Annotated in this window: 13 protein-coding genes; 3 read left to right on the forward strand and 10 right to left on the reverse strand. The window is 65.2% G+C overall.

Going from position 1 to position 16,077, the window contains the following annotated elements; genetic code table 11:
* Positions 1-26: 26 nt before the first annotated feature.
* Complete coding sequence (gene hpnH, locus GPL20_RS07620) at positions 27-1,187, forward strand: adenosyl-hopene transferase HpnH (protein ID WP_157328986.1); 1,161 nt, start codon at positions 27-29, stop codon at positions 1,185-1,187.
* Between the two features lie 166 nt (positions 1,188-1,353).
* On the opposite strand, the gene GPL20_RS07625 is transcribed toward hpnH, so the two are convergent.
* The 6 genes from GPL20_RS07625 to GPL20_RS07650 all read right to left on the reverse strand — a co-directional run bounded on the left by GPL20_RS07625 (position 1,354) and on the right by GPL20_RS07650 (position 7,539).
* Positions 1,354-2,103 carry a phosphorylase gene (locus GPL20_RS07625; protein ID WP_254126081.1) on the reverse strand — a complete coding sequence of 250 codons (750 nt, stop codon included), beginning with the start codon at positions 2,101-2,103 and terminating at the stop codon, positions 1,354-1,356.
* Complete coding sequence (shc, locus tag GPL20_RS07630) at positions 2,100-4,082, reverse strand: squalene--hopene cyclase (protein WP_157328987.1); 1,983 nt, start codon at positions 4,080-4,082, stop codon at positions 2,100-2,102. Before shc ends, GPL20_RS07625 begins: the two co-directional genes overlap by 4 nt.
* A 51-nt stretch (positions 4,083-4,133) precedes the next feature.
* Complete coding sequence (gene hpnE, locus GPL20_RS07635) at positions 4,134-5,402, reverse strand: hydroxysqualene dehydroxylase HpnE (protein ID WP_157328988.1); 1,269 nt, start codon at positions 5,400-5,402, stop codon at positions 4,134-4,136.
* Positions 5,402-6,241, reverse strand: a complete 840-nt coding sequence (hpnD, locus tag GPL20_RS07640; RefSeq protein ID WP_157328989.1) for a presqualene diphosphate synthase HpnD — start codon at positions 6,239-6,241, stop codon at positions 5,402-5,404. The genes hpnE and hpnD overlap by 1 nt, the downstream gene beginning before the upstream one ends.
* Positions 6,231-7,115 carry a squalene synthase HpnC gene (gene hpnC / locus GPL20_RS07645; RefSeq protein WP_157328990.1) on the reverse strand — a complete coding sequence of 295 codons (885 nt, stop codon included), beginning with the start codon at positions 7,113-7,115 and terminating at the stop codon, positions 6,231-6,233. The genes hpnD and hpnC overlap by 11 nt, the downstream gene beginning before the upstream one ends.
* Positions 7,116-7,305: 190 nt before the next feature.
* Positions 7,306-7,539 carry a hypothetical protein gene (locus tag GPL20_RS07650; RefSeq protein WP_008553259.1) on the reverse strand — a complete coding sequence of 78 codons (234 nt, stop codon included), beginning with the start codon at positions 7,537-7,539 and terminating at the stop codon, positions 7,306-7,308.
* A gap of 445 nt (positions 7,540-7,984) precedes the next feature.
* Between GPL20_RS07650 and GPL20_RS07660 the strand changes: the two genes are divergently transcribed.
* Both GPL20_RS07660 and GPL20_RS07665 read left to right on the forward strand, forming a co-directional pair.
* Positions 7,985-8,482: a hypothetical protein gene (locus GPL20_RS07660; RefSeq protein ID WP_157329132.1), complete on the forward strand. Its 498-nt coding sequence runs from the start codon at positions 7,985-7,987 to the stop codon at positions 8,480-8,482.
* A gap of 89 nt (positions 8,483-8,571) precedes the next feature.
* Complete coding sequence (locus GPL20_RS07665; protein WP_157329133.1) at positions 8,572-9,417, forward strand: hypothetical protein; 846 nt, start codon at positions 8,572-8,574, stop codon at positions 9,415-9,417.
* Between the two features lie 30 nt (positions 9,418-9,447).
* On the opposite strand, the gene GPL20_RS07670 is transcribed toward GPL20_RS07665, so the two are convergent.
* The 4 genes from GPL20_RS07670 to GPL20_RS07685 all read right to left on the reverse strand — a co-directional run bounded on the left by GPL20_RS07670 (position 9,448) and on the right by GPL20_RS07685 (position 15,938).
* Positions 9,448-11,814: an efflux RND transporter permease subunit gene (locus GPL20_RS07670; RefSeq protein WP_157328991.1), complete on the reverse strand. Its 2,367-nt coding sequence runs from the start codon at positions 11,812-11,814 to the stop codon at positions 9,448-9,450.
* 207 nt (positions 11,815-12,021) lie between these two features.
* Positions 12,022-12,807 carry an ethanolamine ammonia-lyase subunit EutC gene (eutC, locus tag GPL20_RS07675; RefSeq protein ID WP_157328992.1) on the reverse strand — a complete coding sequence of 262 codons (786 nt, stop codon included), beginning with the start codon at positions 12,805-12,807 and terminating at the stop codon, positions 12,022-12,024.
* A gap of 6 nt (positions 12,808-12,813) precedes the next feature.
* Complete coding sequence (locus GPL20_RS07680; protein WP_157328993.1) at positions 12,814-14,400, reverse strand: B12-binding domain-containing radical SAM protein; 1,587 nt, start codon at positions 14,398-14,400, stop codon at positions 12,814-12,816.
* A 155-nt stretch (positions 14,401-14,555) separates the two neighbouring features.
* A complete protein-coding gene (locus GPL20_RS07685) occupies positions 14,556-15,938 on the reverse strand; it encodes an ethanolamine ammonia-lyase subunit EutB (protein WP_157328994.1) in 1,383 nt (460 codons plus the stop codon).
* Positions 15,939-16,077: the final 139 nt, after the last annotated feature.

Genomic DNA, 16,077 nt, shown 5'->3' on the forward strand with positions numbered 1-16,077 from the left:
ATTCCAAGCCCAGAAAGAAACGTGTAATGGCAATCCCCTTCTTCAAGGAAATGCGTATCGGCGGCTATTTGCTCAAGCAGAAACTGCTTGGCCGCAAACGCTATCCGCTCGTGCTGATGCTGGAGCCGCTGTTTCGCTGCAACCTCGCCTGCGTCGGCTGCGGCAAGATCGATTATCCCGACGCGATCCTCAACCGCCGCATGACGGCGCAGGAGTGCTGGGACGCGGCCGACGAATGCGGCGCGCCGATGGTCGCCATTCCCGGCGGCGAGCCGCTGATCCACAAGGAGATCGGCGAGATCGTGCGCGGCCTCGTCGCGCGCAAGAAGTTCGTCTCGCTCTGCACCAACGCGCTGCTGCTCGAGAAGAAGCTCGATTTGTTCGAGCCCTCCCCGTATTTGTTCTTCTCCGTCCATCTCGACGGCCTGCGTGACCACCACGACAAGGCAGTGTCGCAGAAGGGCGTGTTCGACCGCGCCGTCTCCGCGATCAAGGCGGCCAAGGCGCGCGGCTTCACCGTCAACGTCAACGCCACCATCTTCGACGGCCATCCGGCCGAGGAGATCGCGAAATTCCTCGACCTCACGGTCGAGCTCGGTGTCGGCGTCTCGATGTCGCCGGGCTACGCCTATGAGCGTGCGCCGGACCAGGAGCACTTCCTCAACCGCACCAAGACCAAGAAGCTGTTCCGCGACGTCTTCGCGATGGGCAAGGGCAAGAAGTGGAACTTCATGCATTCCGGCCTGTTCCTCGACTTCCTCGCCGGCAACCAGGAATACGAGTGCACGCCCTGGGGCATGCCGGCGCGCAACATCTTCGGCTGGCAGAAGCCCTGCTACCTGCTCGGTGAAGGCTACGCCAAGACCTTCAAAGAGCTGATGGACACCACCGACTGGGAGACCTACGGCACCGGCAAGTACGAAAAGTGCGCCGACTGTATGGCCCATTGCGGCTACGAGCCGACCGCGGCGACCGCAGCCCTCAACAACCCGCTGAAGGCGATGTGGGTGTCGCTGCGCGGCATCAAGACCTCCGGCCCGATGGCGCCGGAAATCGACATGTCCAAGCAGCGCCCGGCGCAGTACATCTTCTCGGAGCAGGTCCAGAAGAAGCTGTCGGAGATCCGCAAGGACGAAGCCGCGGCCGCGCAGGAGAAGGCTGCAAGGAAGGCTTCGACGGCCGCTTAAGCGCGAGACGGCCTGTAGCCCGGATGGAGCGAAGCGAAATCCGGGAACAGCGTCTTCGCATCGCAAGGCCCGGATTGCGCTTCGCTCCGTCCGGGCTACGGCATCAAACGAAAAAGGCCCGGTCGCACGACCGGGCCTTTTCTTTCTGTCAGCTCGAAGAAGCCGCTCAGGCCGCCTTGGAGACCAGCGCCTCGCTCTCCACGAGCTCGGTGCCGATCAGGAAGTCGCGGCAGCCGCGTAAGCTACGCAGTGCGCGGTTGAAGTCGAGGCCGGTCGAGACCAGCGCATGCAGCGTTGCCGGGTTGCGCACGATGCCGCGCAGCACGGCGGCGAGGTCGATCTGGCCGTTCGGCTTGATGGCGGCGCGGGCGAGCGCCGGCAGCGCGCGGTGGGCGGGATCGCTGATGACACGGACCGCGGCAAAGGGCAGCCCCGCCTCGGCGGCGTAGGCCGCCGCGATGTGGCTTTCCATGTCGACGGCAGAGGCTCCCGTCTCCGAATGCAGCGCCGCCTTGCAGGAGCGGCCGGTGACCACCTCCTCGGCGCCGGCGAGGCTGCCGCGCACCACGCGGCGGCGTCCCGAGGTCAGGCGGTCGATGAGGTCGTCGCTGAGCGACAGGCCCGCGGCCCAGCGGGTATCGCCCGAGAGCACCTCGGTCGCCAGCACGACATCGCCGGAGCGCAGCGTCGGGTCGAGCCCGCCGGCCACACCGAAGGAGATCACGCCGCGAATCGTCTCGGGATCCACCACCGTCAGAAGCGCCCGCAACTGGCCGGGACTGCTGGACGAACAGATGACCGCCATTCCCGGCCCGGCCGCGATGCGGGCCTCCTGAACCAGACCGGTCACAATCAGTATCGGCCGCGGATCAATGGCATTGCCCGCGGTAATATAGTCCCCCGTCCCCAAAGTCACATTCCGACCCCTACCACCCTGCTGTTGGTGTTCCGCAAGTTCCGGTACCGCGCCAGCGCCCACAGCGGAAAGAACTTCGGGTAACCATGATACCGTAGATAGAACACGCGGGGAAAGCCTGTGGCGGTATACCGCTGCTCGTCCCACAGCCCTTTTTTGTTCTGTGTTGCAATCAGGTACTCCACCCCGCGGGCGACGGCGGGGTTATCGACCTCGCCAGCCGCCATCAGGGCAAGCAAGGCCCATGCCGTTTGCGAGGCGGTCGAGGGGGCGGCTTCCCAGCCCTTGTAGTCCAGCCGGTAGCTGACGGCGTCCTCGCCCCAGCCGCCGTCCTCGTTCTGGATCGAGGCCAGCCAGTCGGCCGCCTTCCGAATCATCGGGTCCTTGTGGTCGACGCCGGCCATGTTCAGGGCACAGAGCACCGACCAGGTTCCATAGATGAAGTTCATGCCCCAGCGGCCGTACCAGGAGCCCTCCGGGTGCTGCGTCTTCCGGAGGTAGGCGACGCCGCCGGCGACGTGCTTGCTGGTCTTCTCGGTCTCGCCGAGCTGGGCCAGCATCGAGATGCAGCGCGCCGTGACGTCTTCGGTGGGCGGATCGAGCAGCGCGCCGTGGTCGGAGAACGGGATGTTGTTGAGGTAGTATTCGAGGTTGTTGACGTCGAAGGCCGCCCAGCCGCCGTCGTCGCTCTGCATGCCCTCGATCCATTCCTGGCCGCGGGCGATCGCGGCATCATAGCCGGTCACGCCGTGCTCCCGGCGCATGCGGTCCATCGACATCACCACGACGGCGGTGTCGTCGAGATCGGGATAATGCGCATTGTTGTACTGGAAGGCCCAGCCGCCGGGGCGCACGTCGGGCCGCTTCGCGGCCCAGTCGCCCTTCACCTCGAGCTCCTGCTTCGGGATCAGCCAGTCGAGGCCCTGCCTGGCCGCCGGCACCGCCTTGTCGCCGCCGGCTTCCAGCAGAGCGTGAGCGGTCAGCGTGGTGTCCCACACCGGCGAGACGCAGGGCTGACAGTAGGCCTCGTCGTCCTTGATCACGAGCAGCTTGTCGATGCCCCGCCGCGTCGTGGCGCGCGGCGGATAATTCTCATCCTTGCCGAGCGCGTCGTACATCATGACGATGTTGGCCATCGGCGGATAGATCGCGCCCATGCCGTCCTCGCCGTTGAGCCGCTCCTCGGTGAAGGCGAGCGCGGCATCGATCGCGCGCTTGCGCAGGCTCTTGGGAAACATCGGCTCGATAACGCGCAGAATCGCATCGAGCGAGCGAAACAGCAGGAACCAGGCCATGCTCTGGTGCGGCGCCTTCGCGGTCATGCCGATCGAGCGCGGATCCTGGAGGAACAACTCGTCGATGCCGACGCCTCGCGGATTCTTCGCACGCGGCTTCAGAGCGGCGATCACCATCAGCGGCACCATGGTGGTACGCGCCCAATAGGAAATCTTGTTGAGATGGAACGGCGACCAGAACGGCAGCAGCATGATCTCGATCGGCAGCACCGGCACCGCGCGCCAGGTCACGACGCCGAACGTCGCGAGCAGGAAGCGCGTGAAGACGTTGCTGTTGATCGCGCCGCCGCGCGCGTGAATGGCCTCGCGCGCACGCACCATGTGCGGGCTGTCTGTGGAATCGCCGATCATCTTCAGCGCGAAATAGGCCTTCACGCTGGCGCTCATGTCGAACTCGCCGTCATGCACCAGCGGCCAGCCGCCATGGGCGCCCTGGACGCGGCGCAGGTAGTTGCCGATCTTGGCCTCGAGCACGGCGTCGACGGGCTCTGCGAGATAATGGCGCAGGAGAATGTATTCGGCCGGAATCGTGCAATCGGCCTCGAGCTCGAACACCCAATGGCCGTCGGATTGCTGGAAGCCGAGGATGCCTTGCGTCGCAGACGCAATGCTCGATTCCAATACCTTCGATTCCAATACCTGCGATTCCAAGGCTTCGCGGCTGGTCGCGTTCACGGAATCCATGTTGCTCGATTGCTCCGATCGTCGATTGAAATTGGACGGGCCATCTGCCCGTCAGGGCCGCTTTGCGGCCAAAACCAGATCGGCGGCGCGATCTCCCGACCGGACCGATCCCTCGATGGTTGCAGGCAATCCCGTAGCAGTCCAATCGCCGGCAAGGAACAGGTTTTTCAAAGCGGTGACCGGCCCCGGACGCAGGGCATTCTGTGCCGGCGTGGCCGCAAATGTGGCACGGCGCTCGCGCACGATCTGCCAAGGGGGCAACTGAGCGGGCAGCTCGCCGGACAGGCCGCCAGCCTTGCAGACGTCGTTCCAGATCACCTGAGCGAGCTCCTCGCGCGGCATGTCAACCAGGCGGTCGCCATTGCTGATGGTCACCGAAAGCCGGTTCGGGAACGCGAACAGCCACTCGACGACGCCGCCGATCACGCCGAGGATCGGCGCCGAGCCCGGCGGCGGCTCAAAGCGGAAATGCGCGTTCACGATGGCGCGGAATTCGGTCGGCGTCTTCAGGCCCGGCAGCAGGCTGGAGGCAGCGCGCGGCGGCACCGCCATCACAATGACATCGCCCTCACCGAGCTGGATCACGTCCTCGCCGCCGAAATTCAGCGCACTGGCCTTGCCGTCGCTGGTCACGAACGAACGCAGTTCATGGCCGAGCTGAACCGAGTGGCCTCGCTCCTGCAGGAATTTCACGGCCGGCTCGATCAGCACGGCGCTGAGGCCGTCACGCGCGATCAGCGGCCGGCACGCCTGCCCGCCGGCGAGCAGCGTCTCGCGCACGATCGCGCCGGCAAGCCCGGCCGAGCCTTCGGGCGGATCGACGTTGAGCGCCGCCAGCAGCAGCGGCTGCACCAGGCGCTGATAGAGAACGCCCTCGCAGGGAATGGACTTGCCGACCGGCGTCTCCTCCGACGCCCAGATCAGCGGCGCCAGCTTGAGATAATCGGTCAGCCCGGTGTCGGGAACGCGGCGACTCTCGTCGAGCACCCAGGTCGGCAGCCGGCCGGCGCCGAGATCGATCTGCCAGCGCTGACCGGTCTTGATGTCGACGAAGGGAAACTGTGCGCTTTCAGGGCCGACGAGGCCCGCCTCGGTGCCGATCGCGCGCGCATAGGCGCGCGCGTGGCCGTTGCCCGAGAGGAGCAGATGATTGCCGTTGTCGATGGTGAGATTGGTGGCACCGTCGAAATAGGAACGGCAGCGGCCGCCGGCCTGGTGCGTCGCCTCGTGCACGGCGACCTTGAAGCCGGCATTGGCGAGCCGCACGGCGGCGGTGAGGCCGGAAATCCCGGCGCCGATGATGTGAGCTGTCTGTTGCATCAGATGAAAGCGTAACGGAGCAGGATCAGGATGCGTGTGACCTTCGACACACGCACCGGCTCGCGCGGCGCGTTGAAGCCGCGCGCGATCAGGAGGTCCAGAATGGCGTGATAGTATTTCGACATGATCCGCGGCGCGCGCACGGCGCGACGCCTGTTGCGGTCCATGATCTCGTCCGACTTCTCGAAATGCGACTTGGCGCGCTGCGCCAGCGGCAGGCAGACCTTCGGCAGCGCGCGCTCGGTGATGACGCGGTTCGGGTCATTTGACGTGATGCCGGCATGCAGCAGCGCCTCGCGCGGCAGATAGAGCCGGCCAAGCGTTGCGTCCTCGTCGATGTCGCGCAGGATGTTGGTGAGCTGGAGCGCACGACCGAGATGATGGGCGAGCAGGATGCCATCCTCCTCGGGCAGGCCGAACACCCGTACCGACAACCGCCCCACGGCGCTGGCGACCCGGTCGCAATAGAGATCGAGCGTCGCCATGTCGGGCGCGCGGATGTCCTGCGGCACGTCCATCTCCATGCCGTCGACGATGGCGAGGAAATCCTCGCGCTTCAGCCCGAAGGTCTCGACCGAGGCGACATAGTCCTTCAGCCGCGGCGGCGGATTGCCCTGATACAGCGCGTCGATGTCGTTGCGCCACTGCTGAAGCGCGGCGAGCCGCTCCTCGCGCGGGCCGTCGGAATCGGCGATGTCGTCGACCTGGCGGCAGAAGCTGTAGATCTGGAACATCGCCTCGCGCTGGTCGCGTGGCAGGATGCGCATCGCGGCATAGAAGGAGCTGCCGGATGCGGTCGAGCCATAATTGGCGCCGGGCGCGGTCGCCTCAAGCGTCATGGGCAGTCCCCGGTCTGGTGATGGCCTTGCGCCCGATCGCGCGGCGACCGACTTCGCCGATCATGCCGGCGAGGCTGAAGCTGAGAAGCTCGAGCTTGTTCAGATGCACCCGCTCGCGCAGGGGATCGCGCACCTTGAGCAGGCGCACGATGCGGTCGGCATAGGCCTGGATCACCGCGACGTCGACGCCGAGGCGAAAATCCCGGATCTCCGCGCTCAGCGACCTGCCCTCGTCGAGCAGCGCTTCGTTGCGGACGGCGAGCCCCTGGAGGCAGGCCAGCAGCGCCGGCGGCGACTGGGCAAGGCCAAGCTGCTCGACCGAGGCGCCGCTCGCGGCCAGCGCATCGCGCGGCAGATAGACGCGATTGAGCTCGCGGAAATCCTTGCCGCAATCCTGGAGGTGGTTGTTGATCTGAAGCGCCGCGCAGAGCGCATCCGATGCAGCCCAGGTCGAGGTGCTCTCGCCGTGGACATCGAGCATGAAGCGGCCGACCGGCATCGCCGAATAGCGGCAATAGTGGATGACCTCGTCCCAAGTTTCGTAACGCAGCTTGGTCACGTCCATGCGGAACGCGATGAGCACGTCGAGGGCGTGGCGTGGCGCCATGCCGCGCTCGGCGAGCGCGCGGCGCAGGGTGACGGCTTCGGCCTGGGTGTCGCCCTTGCCGAGCAGTTCCGCCTCGAGCAGGTCGAGATAAGCGAGCTTCTGGTCGGGCGGCAGCGTTGCGTGGTCGGCGATGTCGTCGGCGGTGCGGACGAAATTATAGTACGCCAGGATCAGGGCGCGATGACGCGGATGAATGATCCAGGACGCGACGGGAAAATTCTCGTCGCGGTCACCCTTGCCGGATCGCAATTCGCTCGCAGAGGTCATCGAGGGCTGGTTTACAATCGTTTGGACAGGAGGGGCTTTTTCGCTCGCGGGCTCATGCCGGCGATGCCGCCGCGGCCCCCATATAGGGGAATACGGCCGCAAAACCAATCCTGTCTCTCGATGGCTGCCCTGTGCGGATCCGGCCCGAAAAGGCGGCCCGGGAGCCGCCTTTGAGGGCCAGTGGCCGAGCTTACTGGTTGTGGTTCTTCAGGACCTGGTCACAGGCCTGCGAGATCTTGGCCCGGTTCTCCTTGAGGCAGGCCAGGATGGTGAAATCGCCCTGGTCGATGACCGGACGGCAGAACTTCTGCACATCGCGGGTGCAGGCCTTCTGCTCGGCGTCCGTGCCGCGGCCTTGCTGGGCGAACGCCGCGGTGGACAGGGATGCCGACAGCAGGGTGAGAGCGACGAGAAGCTTACGCATTGTATTCCTTCATTCTGACGGCAGAATCGCACCAATCCCGGACGGCACAGGGCGAACGGCCGGAACGGATTGTTCTGATGGCAAGTCGCCGCGGAGCGAGCGGCCTCGGAGAAGGCACAAGCACTGGCAAATGCGGCCAAATTGGCGCCACGCCCACCAAATCAGGTCTTCCCTGCACCTTCATTGGCAGATGTAAGAGATTGATACTACGTCATAATTCAGACGCACCGCATTTTACTGCACGGCTGTTGCAGAGCTGCATCTCTCCGCCCGCCGTTTCAGCCAGAAACACACCGAAACACAGGAGATCGCGGGGTCCGGGTATGGCGCGGTGGCTCGTGAACCGCCATCTCTGGCGTTGAACCTGACACAGGCTCGGAACACTAAACTGTCGATGTGGCGAGACGTCCTCGAGCGGACGTCATTCCAAAACGGGATATTTGTGATGACATTCTTTGGACGATCTGGACTGGCAATCAAGGCGGCCGGCATTGGGGCTGCGCTGCTCTTCTCGGTTTCGGCAAGCCACGCTCAGTCGTCCGGACCATTTGCCGGTTTCGACGGCGCATGGACAGGCACCGGCACGGTGTCGCTGTCCGACGGATCCACCGAGCGCATTCGCTGCAAGGCGGACTACAAGGTCGCCGGCAGCGGCCTCGCCCTCAAGCAGGCGCTGCACTGCGCCTCCGACAGCTACAAGTTCGACCTCACCAGCGACGTGACCAGCCAGGGCGACCGCATCTCCGGCAATTGGAGCGAGGCCAGCCGCAACATCTTCGGCAATCTCCAGGGCACCGCCGGCGGCGGCCAGATCGAGGTGTTCGTCGAGGCCAACGGGTTTGCCGCCAACCTGTCGCTGCGCACCAACGGCACCAAGCAGACGGTGCAGATCTCTTCCAAGGGCGAGATCCGCGGCGTCAACATCACGATGACGAAGAGCTGACGCCCTTCCCGATCAGACAGGATCATGGCCCCCGGTTCTTGCGCGCCGGGGGCTTTTTGCTGACGTGAATCGCAGATAAGCCTGATGTGATGGACCCAATTCGCAGATACCTGCTCAAGGCCATCGGGCTCTTCGCAGCCGGTCGTGCCTTCGCCGGTGATCAGCCGTCAGTTCAGCGGGGGACGGAAATGCCTCCTTCATCCGTGAAGCCGCGTCACGTGCTCTGCTTCCTCGGCAAGGATGAAAGCCTGCTGCACCCGCCGAAGGCGGTGGCCAAGACAATCGCGGATTTCGGCTTCGAGATCGACCGCACCTATTCGCAAGCCAGACCAGATCCGCATATGGAGCGATCGTTCGGCGTGTGCTGGGATCGCGTCTTCCCGAAAGCATGGTCCCCGGCAGACGAAGCGGCCGTGGTCAAGCACAAATCGGTCCTCTACGTGCTGGGCCCACCGATGGACCAGCAGAAGACGGTCGCCTATTCGGCGGCGGCCTTGCGCATCGTCGAGGAGATGATCGAGGCCGGCGCCATCGCCGTGAAGGGCGAGAGCGCAGGCGTTGCCCATGGCCTCGAACGGTGGCGGCAACTAGCCGATCAGGCGCGCAAGGGCGCGAGCACCGGTCAGGGCCTTGCCGTGACTCCCGCTGTCGCCAAAGCATGTCGTCTTGCCTTCGCCAAGCGCCCGCTCGGCGGCGAACGCTACTACGAGACCGTCGGCTATCACCTCGTAGGCCTGCCGGAGATCCATGTCGCGAAATCGCGCGGCAACGAATGGGCCGCGGTGATGCTGATGGAAGAGATTGCCAACGCCATGACGGAGCGCGGCATCGAAGCCACGCTGCGCGACCGCAAGCTCACGCTGTCGCGGGAGCAGGACTACGCCGAGAACGACTTCAAGTTCAATCCGTATGGAATCATCCGCGTCGAGGCATGAGCGCGAGGCGGCGCGTGCCGCCCCGCCCGCTTAGATCGCTGGCTTGTCGGGACCCTGCAACTTGGCGTGCAGGTTGATCAGCCACATCGCCGTCGGCCGCAGGATGAAGAGGTCGGCGACGAGAGCCATGACCATCGAGAAGGCACTGAGCCAGCCGAACAGCCGCAGCGACGGCAGGTCGGAGAACACGGTGACGACGAGGCCGCAGGCCAGCACCACCGTGGTCAGGATCAGCGCCGGGCCGACCAGCACGGTCGCGCGCTCCACCGCCAGCGCCGAACCGACGCCCGGCCTGCTCTCGAGCCTGAGGCGGTTGAGGAAGTGGATGGTCGCGCTCAAGCCCAGGCCGAACGAGACGGTGAGCGCCACGACGCTGGCGAATTGCAGCCCCTCGCCCATCGCCCACAGCACCGTTCCCGACATCACCACCGGGAAGATGCCCGGCAGGATGCAGGCCAGCATCACGACCCAGGAGCGGAAGGCGAGGCCGATGAAGATCGCGACCAGCGCGAATTCGATCGTGAGGCCGTGGTTCAGCTTCTCGATCATGCTGGCCGAATTGCGCGCGGCGATGGCGGCAAGGCCGGTCACCGCAATCTCGTAGCCGGGATGCTTCTTGCGGACGGCGTCGAGCTCGGTATCGAGCTTGTCGACGATCGGCAGCAGCTGGCTGGAATCCTTGTCCGGCACGCGGCCTGCAACCACGACCGCATCCTGCTCGGCGTCGATGAAGCGCCGGACCAAATGCTCGGGGATGACGCCCACATATTCCTTCAGCGTCGCGACGTCGGCGCTGCCGGCCTTTTCCGCGAGCCAGCGGCGCAGGGTCTCCAGCGACCAGACATTGCCGACGCCGGCCGCCTTCTCCACGGTCGCGTGCACCTCGGCGATCGTTTGCAGGGTCTGGGGCGAATAGAGCGTTTCACCCTTTGGGAACTGGATCAGCACGTTGACCGGATTGGCGCCGGTCAGCTTGGCGTCGAGCCGGTCGCTGGCGGCGACGGCCTGGCGCTTGTCCGGCACCTGATCGGCGAGCCGGTAGCGCGGCTCCAGATTGGCGTAGATCACGCCGAGGCCGCCGACGAACAGCACCGCGATCAGGCTGAACAGGCCCGGCCGGCCCACCATGCGCACCGCGATCCAGTAGCAGAAATTGCGCAGCGCCTGGACGCCGGCATCGGCGCTCTGGAATTTCACGGCAAAGATCTTCTCGTTGCGCACGAACAGCACGCCGAACACCGGCACCAGCGACAGCACCGCGACCAGCGCGATGATGGTGGCGGCGAGCCCTGCCTCGCCGAACTTGCGGATCAGGTCGGAGTCGGAGAACTGCAACGCAATGAAGGAAATGCCGGCGGTGCCATGCGTCAGCACGCAGGCGGGGCCGACCACCAGCACGGCGTTCTTGAACGCAGTGAACTTGTCCTGCCCCGCGATCAGCCGGTCGCGGGCAGCGAAAGTGAGCTGCATTGAGTCCGAGAAGCTGATGACCATGATGAGCGGCGTCATCACGTTCAGGAACATGTTGAGATTGAAATTGGCCCAGCCCAGCGCGCCGAGCGCCAGCAGGATCGCGATCATCGGCGGGAACGCCGCCGCGATCATGAACGATATCTTGCGGAAGAAGATGATGGCGATGATGCAGCCGGCGAGGATGCCGAGGATATTGTAGGTGAGGCCGTCGCGCTCGACGGCGTTGCGGATCTCGAGCTGCATCACCGGCACGCCGGAGAGCTGCACGTTGAGGCCGGTGTCGCCGAGGTCCTCCTTCATCAGCGCGCGGATGTCGCCGACGGTCTTGGTGAGCTTGTTCGAGCCGACCACCTGCGGATCGAGCGACAGCACGATCAGGGCCAGCGTGCCGTCCTCCGACAACAGCTTGCCGCGGATGATCTCGTTGTTCTTCACGGTCTCGATGAACTTGTCATAGGCTTCGCCCTCGGGCAGCTCGGGCGGGAACAGCGCCGCCGGCAGCTTGCCCGGCGCCGGCGCCTGCCGCGCCGAGAACAGCGAGACCAGCCCGCGCGTGCCTTCGACCAGTTGCAGGTCGGTGACGAAGTCGCGCAGCTTCTCGAGATTGTTCCGCGCCAGCAGGTTCTTGCCCTCGACCACGACGAGGACGTCGAATTCTTCCGCCGGGAACTTCTTGGTCACCTCTTCGTACTGGCGGAATTCGCGGGTGTCGGAGCGGAACAGCTGGGACAGCGAATCGTCGATCTTGATCCTCTGGATGCCGAACACGGCACCGACGATCAGCGCGAGCAGGACGATGCAGGAGACGATCGGCGCCCGGACGGCGATCAGTCCGAGCCGCTCCAGCCCGAAGGCGATGGAGGACGTAGGTCCCTGCTCGACCTTGTCGACATGAACCTCATTCTCGCTGTGCTTTTCGAGCATGCCTTATCCAGTTCCTAAATCGGCTCGGTCTGTGAGCTTATTGCGCCCCGCGAACGGCTTGAAAACGCCATACCAATGGGAGGCTTGCCCCTTGAAAATGCGCGGAAAATCGCCGCGAGGGGTTTAGCAGGTCAAGCGCCCGACTCGCAAGCAGGCGAAGTGTGGCCAAATCGGTCAAGATGCGGCGATTTCGGCTCCCGATGCCGGTCATCCGGGCGATGCCGTGCCAATTCGACACGGCGCCCGGTCCGCGCTTTCGTCCTTCAGCGCCACGCCGGTCACCTGCCGGGCGAGCCCCTCGCGGACCAGCCAGGCAATCTTGGCGGCGGCCTCCTCGTAGCTCAACCCAGCGTGGTGGATATTCGACACGCAGTTGCGCTCGGCGTCGGTGCGGCCCGGCTGCGGCGCAAAGGTCAGATAGGCGCCGAGGCTGTCCGGCGCGGACAGGCCCGGCCGCTCTCCGATCAGCGTCACGACCATGCGCGCACCGAGAATCGCGCCGATCTCGTCACCGAGCGCGACCCGGGCGCCTGAAGCGACGACGACATGGCCGACCGCGACGGCGTCATCCGCCGCGAGCAGCGGCAGCAGGCGCGCCAGCAGTGCCACCGCATGGGCGTGGACCGCCGCCGCCGACAGGCCGTCGCCGATCACGACCGCAAGCTGGCACGGCACCGAGGCATTTCGCGCCAGCAGCTCGACCGAGCCGGCGTCGAGCTGTCGTCCGAGATCCGGCCGCCGCAGATAGTCCCTGCGATCGACCGCCCGGCTGCTCGCCGCGGTGACGACGAGGCCTAGCGCGCCGAGATCGGCGACCAGACGCGGCGCGTCGAAGGCGGCATGCACGGCATCGCGGGCGCGGGCATGGTCCAGCGTGAAATCGAGCAGCGCTCTGGTCGGCACGCTTGCGCCGCTGCGGCCCAGCGCAACGCGTGCGGGCGTGAACGCCCGCAGATCGAGGGTCGGTCGGCGCGGCGGAGCCGGATCAGACATGTCGCATCATTCGGCGGGAACGGCGGCCTCGCGCAGCCGGATCGAGTAGTTCGAGGCGTTCTGCTTGCCGCTGGAGGCCGCGCGCGCAAAGGTGATGAGATGGTGCGCGATCAGGGTGCAGCCGATCAGGCCTTCGAGGTCGCCGCGCTTGATGCGTCCCAGCGCGAACGTCCAGAACACGCGCCTGTAGTCGCCGAGCACACCCACCTTCCAGAAGATGTTGCGCAGCATGACGAGGGCGCGCCTGATGTTGGGCCAGGTCTTCATCTCGTCCGGCACCGGCACCTTCAGGCGGTGCACATAGACGTGGTCGCATTGATACTGGAAGCGCGCATAGACCTTCTCGGGCTCGTAGGCGACGCCCATGGCGTGCTTCCAGGATGCGATGACCTCGTCATAGGGCAACAGGAAATCGACGTTGGAGTCGCGCCCCTCGTCCTCCACCAGGCGCCCCTCGCGTTCCAACCGGTCCCACAGCGGCGTCTTCGGCAGCGCCTGGAGCAGATTGATGGTGAGCAGCGGAATCTGGGAATCGTCGACGAAGGCCAGCAGCGCATCGGACGTGTTCGGCTTGTCGGTGTCGAGCCCCATGATGATGCCGGAGACGACCTCCATGCCGTAGGAATTGATCGTGCGCACGCCCTCCAGGATCGGGACCATCATGTTGTGGTCCTTGTGCATCGCGTGCAGCGCGTCGGGATCGGGGGTCTCGATGCCGCAGAAGATGGTGATGAAATAAGCCTCGCGCATCTTCTCGAGAATCTCGGGGCGCTTGGCGATGTTGAGCGTCGCCTCGCAGGCGAGCCGCACCACGTAGCCGGTCTTCTTCTGCCATTCGATCAGATGCGGCAACAGGTCCATCGCCGCCTTGCGGTTGCCGATGAAATTGTCGTCGACGAAATAGACCGTGTCGGTCATGCCGCATTCACGCAGGCGGTCGAGCTCGGCGATGATCTGCTGCGGCGTCTTGATGCGCGGGTTGCGCCCGTAGAGGCCGGGGATGTCGCAGAACTCGCACTGATAGGGACAGCCGCTGGAATACTGGATACTGCCGAGGAAATATTTCTTCACATCGGCGAGCTCATAGGCCGGGATCGGAAACTCCGTCATCGGCACCCGGTCCTTGGTGGTCAGCACCACCTGTGCCTCGGGACGCGAGGTGTCACGCGACAGGATCTCGATCAGCTGGTTGGTGGCGTCGCCGAGCTCGCCGACATGGAGATAGTCGAACGACGGATAATAGTCCGGGCAGGCGCTGACCGACGGACCGCCGAGCGCAACCGGCAGATCGAACTCATGCGCGCGGCGGCAGATGTCGTTCATCTGCTGGCGCTGGATGTGCATGCCGCTGACGAACACCGCCTCCGCCCATTCGAACTCCTCCTTCGTCGTCCGGCGCAGATTCTCGTCGACGAATTTGACCTGCCAGTCGCTCGGCAGATAGGCGGAGATCAGCAGCAGCCCCTGCGGCGGCATGAAGGCGCGGACGCCGTCGGTCAGAGGATAGGAATGCTCGAACGTACCGAACGAGGAGGTGTAACGCGGAAACACGCAAAGAATCCGCCGGGCCGTACCGTTGCTTTCAGCTCGCATCAAAGCTCCCCCGCCACGCTCGACCTATGGTGCGGAAATTGCCAGCCAGACACATACCGTAATGCTCCGGCCGGAATTTCTCAATATTGTGGCACGACCTTAATTCGCGAGAGGGGCCAATGGTTTCCCAGGCGGGAATTGGCGCTTCAGGCGCCTCACGCGATCAGCCGCGAGGCAAAATCGGGCAGCAGGCCTGCATCGCCGGCAAGGCGGAAATCGGCACCGGCGATGCCTGACTGCGCCAGCCAGTCGTCGAACTCCGGCGCGCGGTGCAGGCCGAAGACGTCGCGGACATAGAGCGCGTCGTGAAAAGACGTCGACTGGTAGTTCAGCATGACGTCGTCGGCGCCCGGCACGCCCATGATGAAGCTGACGCCGGCGGCGGCGAGCAGCGTCAGGAGATTGTCCATGTCGTCCTGGTCCGCCTCGGCGTGGTTCGTGTAGCAGATGTCGACCCCGAGCGGCAGGCCGAGCAGCTTGCCGCAGAAATGATCCTCCAGTCCTGCCCGGATGATTTCCTTGCCGTCATAGAGATATTCCGGACCGATGAAGCCGACCACGCTGTTGACCAGCAGCGGGGCAAAGGCGCGGGCGACCGCATAGGCGCGCGCCTCGCAGGTCTGCTGGTCGACGCCGTGATGGGCGCCCGCCGACAATGCCGAGCCCTGGCCGGTCTCGAAATACATCACGTTCTGTCCGACCGTGCCGCGCCCCAGCGACAGCCCGGCCTCCTGCGCCTCCTTCAGCAGGGCGAGATCGATGCCGAAGCTGCGGTTGGCGGCTTCGGTGCCGGCGACCGACTGGAAGACAAGGTCGACGGGTACCCCCTGCCCGATCAGCGCCAGCGTCGTCGTGACGTGGGTCAGCACGCAGCCCTGCGTCGGGATCTTCAGCCGCGCAATGATCTCGCCAAGCAGCCGCAGCAATTGCGCGATGACCGCCGGATCGTCGCTCGCCGGGTTGATGCCGATGCAGGCATCGCCGGCCCCGAGCAGGATGCCGTCGAGGATCGAGGCGGTGATGCCCCTCGCATCGTCGAACGGATGGTTAGGCTGGAGCCGCGTGCTCATCCGGCCCTTCAGGCCGATGGTGTTGCGGAAGGCGGTGGTGACCTCGCATTTCCGCGCCGCCAGGATCAAATCCTGGTTGCGCATCAGTTTCGAGACCGCGGCCGCCATTTCCGGGGTGATGCTTGGCGCCAGCTTGCGCAACACCTCCGCCGTCGCGGCGTCCGACAGCAGCCAGTCGCGGAAGGCGCCGACCGTGAGCGAGGCCACCGGCGCGAAAGCCTTGGCGTCGTGGCTGTCGATGACCAGGCGGGTGACCTCGTCGGCCTCATAGGGGATGACGGGTTCCTGCAAGAACTGACCGAGCGGAACGTCCGCGAGCGCCATCCGCGCCGCGATCATCTGCTCGGCGCTTGCAGCGGCAATGCCGGCCAGCCGGTCGCCGGAGCGCGGCGGCGTCGCCTTGGCGAGCAGGTCGCGCAGGTCCGGGAATGTGTAGGTCGTGGCGTCGATGGCGTGACGGTAGACCAAGGGCCCCTCCGGGTTTGTCGGCCAACGGCCGAGTCAAGCGCGATCCCAACACCAACACTATACCTTCAGATCAAGACGCTGAAATATCTTACTTTCTTTCGATTAAGGGCGAAGCGGCAAACCCCGGCGCATTAACGCC

Source organism: Bradyrhizobium cajani (genome assembly GCF_009759665.1).
In the GTDB taxonomy this organism is placed as follows: Bacteria; Pseudomonadota; Alphaproteobacteria; order Rhizobiales; family Xanthobacteraceae; genus Bradyrhizobium; species Bradyrhizobium cajani.